At 75.0% G+C, this 4233-nt stretch carries 4 protein-coding genes; 3 read left to right on the top strand and 1 reads right to left on the bottom strand.

Annotated features, from left to right (window positions below; all coding sequences use genetic code 11):
* Window positions 1-1008: uroporphyrinogen-III C-methyltransferase (gene cobA, locus GTW67_RS17365; RefSeq protein ID WP_161165732.1), on the top strand; the 1008-nt coding region annotated here is incomplete at its 5' end.
* Window position 1009: 1 nt separating this feature from the next.
* Window positions 1010-1852 carry a TrmH family RNA methyltransferase gene (locus tag GTW67_RS17370; protein WP_161165733.1) on the top strand — a complete coding sequence of 281 codons (843 nt, stop codon included), beginning with the start codon at window positions 1010-1012 and terminating at the stop codon, window positions 1850-1852.
* A 42-nt stretch (window positions 1853-1894) separates the two neighbouring features.
* Here the strand turns inward: GTW67_RS17370 and GTW67_RS17375 are convergent, their stop codons facing one another.
* Entirely contained in the window at window positions 1895-3349 is a 1455-nt protein-coding gene (locus GTW67_RS17375; protein WP_161165734.1) for a serine/threonine-protein kinase, read from the bottom strand.
* Window positions 3350-3862: 513 nt separating this feature from the next.
* Here GTW67_RS17375 and GTW67_RS17380 point away from each other — a divergent pair.
* Window positions 3863-4045, top strand: coding sequence for a hypothetical protein (locus GTW67_RS17380; RefSeq protein WP_161165735.1), 183 nt, complete (start codon window positions 3863-3865; stop codon window positions 4043-4045).
* Window positions 4046-4233 lie beyond the last annotated feature (188 nt).

Consider the following 4233-nt stretch of genomic DNA (forward strand, 5'->3'; position numbering starts at 1 on the left):
GCCCTGATCGCCACCAGCGACACCGCCGCCAACACCGCGGCCTCCGCCGAGGCCGAACGGCACCGCGTGTGGTGCGTCCGCTCCGACGACGCCGACGCGGCCACCGCCTGGACCCCGGCCACCGGCACCAGCGAGGGCGTGACGGTCGCCGTCCTCACCACCGACGCCCGGGGCCGCGACCCCCGCCACACCGCCGCCATCCGCGACGCGGTCGTGGAGGGCCTGCGCGACGGCACCCTGGTCGCCCCGCACCACCGCACCCGCACCCCCGGCGTCGCCCTGGTCGGCGGCGGCCCCGGCGACCCGGACCTGATCACCGTCCGCGGCCGGCGCCTGCTCGCCGAGGCCGACGTCGTCATCGCCGACCGGCTCGGCCCCCGCGACCTGCTCGCCGAGCTGCCGCCGCACGTCGAGGTCATCGACGCGGCGAAGATCCCCTACGGCCGCTTCATGGCCCAGGAGGCCATCAACAACGCCCTCGTCGAGCACGCCAAGCAGGGCAAGTCGGTCGTACGGCTCAAGGGCGGCGACCCGTTCGTCTTCGGGCGGGGCATGGAGGAGGCCCAGGCACTGGCCGAGGCGGGCATCCCGTGCACGGTCGTCCCCGGCATCTCCAGCTCCATCTCCGTCCCCGGCGCGGCCGGCATCCCCGTCACCCACCGGGGCGTCGCCCACGAGTTCACCGTGGTCAGCGGCCACGTGGCCCCCGACGACGAGCGGTCCCTCGTCGACTGGCCCTCGCTCGCCAAGCTCACCGGCACGCTCGTGATCCTCATGGGCGTCGACAAGATCGGCAAGATCGCCGAGACCCTCGTCTCGCACGGCCGCTCCCCGGACACCCCGGTCGCCCTGGTCCAGGAGGGCACGACCGCCGCCCAGCGCCGGGTCGACGCCACCCTCGCCACGGTCGCCGAGACCGTCGTCGCCCAGGAGGTCAAGCCCCCGGCGGTCATCGTCGTCGGCGACGTCGTCCACCAGGGGCCGCAGGGACCGCAGGGAAACGCGTGACATGGCCGACCCCCTCACCCTCCACGACCCCGACGACCCCCGCCTGCACGACTACACCGACCTGACCGACGTCCAGCTGCGCCGCCGCCGCGAACCCGCCGAGGGCCTGTTCATCGCCGAGGGCGAGAAGGTCATCCGGCGGGCCGTCCAGGCCGGCTACGCGATGCGGTCGATGCTGCTGTCGGCCAAGTGGGTCGACGTCATGCGCGACGTCATCGACGCCACCCCCGCCCCCGTGTACGTGGTGGACCCCGCGCTCGCCGAACAGGTCACCGGCTACCACGTCCACCGCGGCGCCCTCGCCTCCATGCGGCGCGAACCGCTGCCCGCGGTGTCCGACCTGTTGCGCGCCACGCCCGCCCCCGGACGGGGGGAGGGCACGGTCCGCCGCGTCGCCGTCTTCGAGGACATCGTCGACCACGCCAACGTCGGCGCCGCCTTCCGCAACGCCGCCGCCCTCGGCATCGACGCCGTCCTCCTCAGCCCACGCTGCGCCGACCCGCTCTACCGGCGGTCCGTGAAGGTCTCGATGGGCGCCGTCCTCCAGGTGCCGTGGACCCGCCTGGAGTCCTGGCCGGCGGACCTCGGCACGCTGCGCGCCGAGGGGTTCACGGTCGCCGCGCTCTGCCTGAGCGACCGGGCCGTCACCCTCGACGAACTCGCCGCGAGGAAACTCGGGAAACTCGCCCTGCTGTTCGGCACGGAAGGCACCGGCCTCACCCCCGGCGCGCTCGAAGCGGCCGACGAGCACGTGCGCATCCCGATGGACGCCGGCGTCGACTCCCTGAACGTGGCGGCCACCTCGGCGGTCGTCTTCTACGTCACCCGCCCGGGACCCGCCTGACCTGCGAGGGAGACGCCCCGGGACACCCCGCGGCCCGCCAGGTCAGAGCCCGGACGCCTCGGGCCCCGGCCCCTCGGCGCGCACATCGGCCCGTACCTGCTCCTGCTGGACCCGCACCCCGCCCCGCTCGTCCCCGAGCCCCCGGGCCGGCCCCTGGCAGCCCTGCGCGGCGGCGATGCCGAGGGCGACCAGCAGCGTCACCACCACGAAGACGGTCAGCCGCTGCCGCAGCAACCGCGGATTCGCGGGACGCAGCCGGGTCCCCGTGGTCCTCGGCCCCGGACGCCCGGACCCACCGCGCGACCCGGGCCGGCTGCCGGAACGGGCACCGCCCCGCCCGGTGTCGCGGGAGGCGGGCGTGGGCCGCGCCCCGGACCGGGATCCCGCCCGGCCCCCGCGCGAGGCACCGCCGCGGGACGGGCTGTCGCCCCGTGCGGACGACCCACCGCGCGACGGCACCCCACCGCGCGACGAGGAGTTCCTGCCCCGCGCGGGCGTACCGCCCCGGGAACCCGAGCCGCCCCGGGACGAGGGAGTGCCCTGACCGCCCGGCTGCCCCTGCGGGCGCCGCTGGACACGCTCCTGCTCCGGATAGGTGTCGGCGAGCTGCCCCGTGGGCCGGTCCGCCTCCCCGGAACGCGGCGCCGGCGGCCGTACGTCGGCGAGCCCCTGTGCCTCCCGGGCGGCGATCTCCTTGAGCCGCAGGGACAGCTGAAGGGTGCTGGGCCGCTCGTCGGGGTCCTTCGCCAGGCACGCCCGCACCAGCGGCGCCAGCGCGTCCGGCACGCCGTGCAGCTGGGCCTCCTCGTGCACCACGCGGTACAGCATCACCTCGGAGCTGCCGTGCCCGAAGGGCGAGTCGCCCATCGAGGCGTACGCCAGCGTGGCACCCAGCGAGAACACGTCCGTGGCCGGCGTGACGGCCGCACCCCGCACCTGCTCCGGCGCGAGGAAGCCGGGCGAGCCGACCGCCGTGCCGACGTGCGTGAGCGTCGAGGCGCCCGTTGCCCAGGCGATGCCGAAGTCGATGATCCGCGGCCCCTTCGGGGACAGCAGGATGTTGGACGGCTTCAGGTCCCGGTGCACGACCCCCGCCTCGTGGACGGCGACCAGTCCCTCGGACAGGGCGGCCCCGACGGCGGCGACGTCCGCCGCACCGAGGGGCCCCTCGTCGACGACCTTGTCGTGCAGCGAGGGTCCGGGGACGTACTGCGTCGCGAACCAGGGCCGGTCCGCGTCCAGGTCCGCGGCTACCAGCCGCGCGGTGCACCCACCGCGGATCCGCCGGGCCGCCGACACCTCGCGGGCGAACCGCGACCGGAACTCCTGGTCCTCGGCCAGATCAGGCCGGATGACCTTGAGCGCGACCCGCTGCCCCTTCTTGTCGGAGCCCAGGTAGACCACGCCCATCCCACCCGCGCCGAGCCGCCTGTGAAGCCTGAACGAGCCGACGACGCGCGGGTCCTCGCGCCTCAGGCGCATCATCGCCATGTTCATCCCCGCTGCCCGGTCCCTGTGACGTGCCACAGCTTACGTACCCACGGCCGCCCGCGCGCAGAGGCCGCGCCCTCTCGGCCCGAGGGATTGTCGGTACGGGGCGGGAGAGTTGAAGGTCGGTCAGGCCCCCGGAGGTCCGCGCGCCCGGCGGGGCCGGTGATCCAACCGCCGGGCATGCACTGGGGATTGGTCCCCGCCCGGACGATCATGCGGGGCGTGGCCCCCGGCCGGAGCCGAGGGCGCGACCCGGGCGCCGCGCACGTGATCGAAGTCACCGGACGGCGGACGTCCCCTCCGGGATGACCCCGACGCGGGCGGGCCGGTCTCCACCCAGGGGAGTACACCGCGGGGAACGGCTCATCCTCCGGGAGGCCCGGCAATCGGTACGAGGGCATGACGTCGGGTGGTCCCCGGACGCCTAGATTTGAGGTCAAGCGGCGGGTGCAGCACTCGTCCCCCGAGGTCAGACGCCCGCCGCTGCCAAGGACAACGGAATCGGTCAGGAGAGGGACCATGGCCCAGACGGCACCGCGGACGCTGGTCCGCACGCGGGAACAGCGCCGTCAGGGACGTCGTCACCCGGTGGTGGCGACCCTCATGGCCCTGCCCCTGGCGGTCCTGCTCCTCCTCGTCTTCGACGGGTGGGAGACAGTGGCCACACAGGCGTCGTCCGTGGGTGTGATGCTGGGGCGCTGAGAAGCGACCCCCAGGCCCGGAAGAGCGGTCCGGGCGGGGACATCCACCCATGAAACCCCGTGGGGACGGGGGTGCGGCGGACGGCAAAATGCCGGCGCAGCTGGGGAGCTGCGCCGGCATTGCTTTTCCCTCCCGCATAGCTGCGGGCAGCCGTGCCACTGCCCCGCCATCCCGCCTAGCTGCGGGCA

This window comes from Streptomyces sp. SID5910 (genome assembly GCF_009862125.1).
In the GTDB taxonomy this organism is placed as follows: Bacteria; Actinomycetota; Actinomycetes; order Streptomycetales; family Streptomycetaceae; genus Streptomyces.

Excerpts from the sequence above, each read along its gene's own strand:
- GTW67_RS17370 (WP_161165733.1), top strand. The coding sequence starts at position 1,010 with ATGGCCGACCCCCTCACCCTCCACGACCCCGACGACCCCCGCCTGCAC.
- GTW67_RS17375 (WP_161165734.1), bottom strand. The coding sequence starts at position 3,349 with ATGAACATGGCGATGATGCGCCTGAGGCGCGAGGACCCGCGCGTCGTC.
- GTW67_RS17380 (WP_161165735.1), top strand. The coding sequence starts at position 3,863 with ATGGCCCAGACGGCACCGCGGACGCTGGTCCGCACGCGGGAACAGCGC.